The organism is Acetobacter sp. DmW_125128, from assembly GCF_008704325.1.
Classification (GTDB): Bacteria; Pseudomonadota; Alphaproteobacteria; order Acetobacterales; family Acetobacteraceae; genus Acetobacter; species Acetobacter oryzifermentans.
On the sequence record NZ_VHOP01000069.1, the window covers coordinates 1 to 4,761 of the forward strand.

Below are 4,761 nucleotides of genomic sequence, written 5' to 3' on the forward strand. Positions count from 1 at the left end.
ACTGCTTCCGGCTTTCACTCCCAGTCAATGCGCCAGTTTCTTTACAGCCTCTGGATATGAACCAGATTAAAGTGGAACCGCTCTAGACCCACCTGCTGCATAAGATTTTTCGTAGAGTTCAGCATCTGTCACAATTGGCATAAAACGCCGTTGATTGTTATTGATGCATGTTGTGTCAGCAATGCATAAATTATGAATAATGATTGAGGGTGTATGGTAAGGGAAATGTATATATGGTGTATACGCCCCTCCAAATCTTACAACATTTCCTGAGAAAATATCTTCAAAACCCAACTCGTTACTATAATCTGAATCTATAGATGGAAGCCATCCATTTTTTTTCTTGGTTAATACAGATATTTTCAAATTATTCTTTTTAACTCCTATAGATAGAATTAACGGAAATTCTGCTGTGCTAATATCAGAAACTATTGAATAGACAGGATTTGAAACCCCATCAGCATATTGGAAAACAATTTTATCTTCATTGAAGAATAAAGCACCATAATTGGAATTTGGATTTTTAAAATCTTTCCCTACCGAAGATAATGGAAAAACAATAGTTTGTGGATTTTCTTTTATAGTGAAGCATAAAACCCAATCTGTACAAGAATTTGCACAAGTTCCATTCTCATTATAGACTTCTGGAAATATAAAATATTTAACAGGACTAATTTCTTTTCCCCATTCCTGCAAAATGGTTTTTTTATCTGGGGAAACCTTGGTTAATGTAATCGCACAGGGGTCTACACCATCTCGGCACATCGCATGCCAGCGACCAAAGTCTAAATATCCATAATTATTGGCTATTGCAAAATTTCTAATATATTCAGAAACAAAAATAATACCTTCCTGAGACCGGTTATCTATATAATCATTAACCAAAGCAGCAGTGGACGGAAGAAAGGTAACACATAAAATAATATCACAATGAATTAAATTATCTTTAAAGAATTTCAGAAGATCTTGAAATGCTTTTTGATTGAAATTATATTGGTCATTACCTCCCGAATATAAAATTAATAAATCTGGATCCAAATCTACTATGCTGTCCCTCCATGATTTATTTTCTGCAATATCCCACCACATAGGCAACTGATAATTTTCATCATTCATATCCCCCCATGAAGTCCCCCCTATTGCCCTATTATAGAATTTTAGGCGGACATCTGGATTATGCATCGATAAAACGGAGCAAAGACTATTCCAAGGGCTTTCAAAGGGAGAAACGAAATCTGCACCAACAGAAAAGATGCTGTCACCCATACAGACAACTGTTGCTTCACCTTTTGTACCAGCTTTATGAAAATTTTGTAAATGCCTACCAGTAACAGTTGGAGGAAACATAAAAGGAGTGCCTAAATGTGGCGGATGAACAGCCTTCCGCTTTGCTCCTTTAATTCTGACATTGCTTCCAATCCATATTGTATCATTTTCTTGAAGAAGATCAGAATCTTTATCAATAAATATTTCTTCATTAAATGGGAGATATACCATTTTATCTCCACTTTCTTTATCTTCTCTAATCTTTTCTAAAATAACTTTATTAATGCTCTTCTCCATTTTGCACTCCCATTTTTCTTTCTCTAATTAGATAAGAATTGCTTCTTATTCTGTTCCAACCTTAAGGCCAAGATGGAATGGATTATGCCCTACCCGTCCAATAAGAGATATAATATTTTCTGTATACTAAGTCAGCCAGTTTTAAATTATTAGTCCATATTCAAATTTTATCTGTCCTAATAATATCTATTAAACACAACAAAAACGTGCATATATCGGCCAATCTCAAAAATTGGGTATTTTCATCTTTATATTCCTTTAATTCTTAAATATAAATAATTTTTATAATCTATAAAATACTGGAGATTTATAAATGACCAAAAGTAGAATTGACTGGTTTTCAGAACCCAACATGGTTTCAGGATGGATTAATGATGATGGAAACAAAGTAAAAATAGAAATTGAAAAAAACGGTCATATTATTGGAACTGGACAAAATAATCATCCCAGACCTGACCTAGAATCAGCAGGTCTTGGTGCATGCGCCTTTACCATAAAGACAACAGAACCTTTCTCTTATTACGATATACTTTCTGGCCATATAAAAGTCTTTTACAAAAAAAATTCCGTTGAAAATAAAATAGAAATTGAATCTGATGTTATAAAATCTATTAAATTTAAAGTATTATCTCATCTTCTAAAAGATTTTCAAAATATTGACCCTAAAGAACTTGAAGTATACATATATAACGAAAGAAAACACATTAGTGATAGTATATATTATGCAGAAATAGCTGCTCTTTCATCTCTAAATAATAACCAAATCCCTTTTCCTCAGCATAAAGACATTCATAAAAACATTTCTCCATTTTATATCAAAGTTGGTACAACCTCACCTGATTTGCGATGTGAAGTAGGGACAAATGGTCATTTATTCCTAACAGGTGGTTCTAATAATGTCCTAGACATATATGAACGCAAATATAACTCGAACGAAATTGCACAAACATCAGAAAAATGGGTAAACCTTTTTAAAGAACGACTAGATTTTTGTCATGACGTTGGTGCAAGATTTATTGAAGTCATTATTCCTGACAAACTCTCCGTCTTGCGCGAACAATATGACGGAATGGGCTCTGCCCCTTCTCCATTACTCAGCATGTTAGAATTAAAAATAGCCGAGAATAATTTATCAGATCATTATGTTTCTGGTTTGCAAGCTATTGAAAAAATAAGCTTTACTAATGCCTTCCGTAAAATAGATACACATTTTTACCCTATGGGTGCTCATGCAGTATTTAAAGATATTTGCAGAAAAATTTCTCCATCTTACAATGTTCCTGCACAATTTAACATTGATTACATAACTACTGGAGATATTGGTAAACGCTTCTTCGGCCAAGATCTTTACGAAATATGTACCCAATCTCCCCACCCCATTTTTCATAATGGCCGAGAAATATTAGAACACATCGCGCCACCACCGGGTAAATTTACGGGTGGTCATACTATATTCAAAAACGATAAAGCCCCATTTATAAAAAAGGTTATTGGGTTTGGTAATTCATTTATGAACGGTCATGTATCGCAGTCTTCACTCGGTTATTGGTTTTCTACTTTTTTTCAAGAGTTTCATCTGATAATTCAGTCTGATATCGACAAAAATTATGTACGAAATATAAACCCAGATATTGTTATTGGACAGACAGTAGAAAGATTTTTAGAGTTTGTACCAAAAACATAAAATACAATTAAAAAGTAATAAATATAAAAAGCGTAACACGGCCTCATAAACAAAAATACAGAGGCCGTGTTACAATATAAATAGAAAATGATAATTATTCCGAAGAGAATACCGAAAAAACTCAAATTCTATTCATATCATTAGCCATTATTGATAATGCATCTATTCAATTACTTTGTTTTTATATTCACTTACATAACGGCAAACTTTATCAATATCAACATACCAAGAATCTCCTTCACCATCTTGGAAAAAGAGCATTGAAACATATTGAGCCCCAGAACTTTGTGCCAAACGCATCGGTCCAACATTTTGGTAACTGGCTTGAATCAATTCAAACATGGTGGAGGTTTTTTGCATGAACAGAGAATTTGAAATGCCAGCTCCATGTCCACCAATAACAAGAGCTGAATTCGCAAATAATGCTATTTGCTCTTTCACGGAAAGCCCTGTGAGTTGAACAATCTTAACCCCAAGGTTTTCAAGAGAAGTGATGAGCTCACTCTCATTACATATTTTTCGAGCTGAAGTATCTCTTCTAGAAATATAAATAATATCAGTAGGATTATTTTTCACCTCTATCCCACTTTTAGAAACAATAGCATTTCTAAAGTCTGCTCTTTCTGCAACTAGACAAGGTTGACTTGTAGTGAAACCCAATAACTCAGGGCTATAATATACTTCATCTGCATGTATATATTCCGAATCATTTAATTCGATAATAGAAACATTTTCGCAATCGGAAAATAAAATATCAAAATAATCTTTAGCAAACCCTTTTAGTTTGCATGTCAATATACTTACTTTATCTACTCCACTTTTTTTCAATTCTACATAAGAGATATATGCAGCACTCAAGCATTCAGCCAAAAAATGGTAATAATTTTTATACAAATGGTTAAAAGCAACAATTACCGGGCCTTCAACCTTCCGCAATACATGTAGTTTTTCTAGCCCTCCCCATATTGGGTGGTAAATTGAAGCTGTTAAATATGGCAATAGATAATCGGAATGCGATACCGGCTTATTGTCGGAATATAAAAACCCACACCCTGTAACAATACATTTTTTAAGGCGAGTTATAGCCACTTTCTCAAAAGAAAAAGACGTTAAACGTAGCCACTCATTTATTCTTCCCAGAAAAAATTCATTGCTTACATTATTATAATCAACAAACTGTGGATCTTTTACTCTTTTTCTTAAATCTTCAATACTTTCACTACTTGTTTTGTAAATAACTTCGCCTATTTTATAAGGACTTTGAAAATCTGTTAGGATCATGTCCCCAGCACTTGCATTAGGTTGCACAACTTTGAACTGAACCAAAGTGACATCAGACTTTAAATTAATTTCTGGAGCATCGAACTTTGAAAGAACAAAAAATTCAACATTAAACACAGGAAATCTTAATGGAACATCAGGACGATGGCTAGGGCCTGTTAGCGCTTGAAATTCTTCCCATATTGTAGGGATGGAAGAAGGAGACGGAACAGGCACTTTTACGGACGAGACAT

3 protein-coding genes are annotated in these 4,761 nt (G+C 33.7%); 1 reads left to right on the forward strand and 2 read right to left on the reverse strand.

Features of this window, described 5'->3' with window-relative positions; genetic code table 11:
• Window positions 1-66: 66 nt before the first annotated feature.
• Window positions 67-1,563 carry an SGNH/GDSL hydrolase family protein gene (locus FKW19_RS14585; protein WP_150150604.1) on the reverse strand — a complete coding sequence of 499 codons (1,497 nt, stop codon included), beginning with the start codon at window positions 1,561-1,563 and terminating at the stop codon, window positions 67-69.
• Window positions 1,564-1,876: 313 nt separating this feature from the next.
• Here FKW19_RS14585 and FKW19_RS14590 point away from each other — a divergent pair, with 313 nt between their 5' ends.
• On the forward strand, window positions 1,877-3,247 hold the full coding sequence (locus FKW19_RS14590) for a hypothetical protein (protein WP_116100271.1): 1,371 nt from the start codon (window positions 1,877-1,879) through the stop codon (window positions 3,245-3,247).
• A 162-nt stretch (window positions 3,248-3,409) separates the two neighbouring features.
• Here FKW19_RS14590 and FKW19_RS14595 read toward each other — a convergent pair.
• Window positions 3,410-4,761, reverse strand: a 1,352-nt coding sequence (locus FKW19_RS14595; protein WP_150150603.1) for a DUF563 domain-containing protein, incomplete at its 5' end; no start/stop codon positions are given.

Bases quoted from the DNA above. Each gene is read 5' to 3' on its own strand.
- FKW19_RS14590 (WP_116100271.1), top strand. From the start codon at position 1,877: ATGACCAAAAGTAGAATTGACTGGTTTTCAGAACCCAACATGGTTTCA.
- FKW19_RS14585 (WP_150150604.1), bottom strand. From the start codon at position 1,563: ATGGAGAAGAGCATTAATAAAGTTATTTTAGAAAAGATTAGAGAAGAT.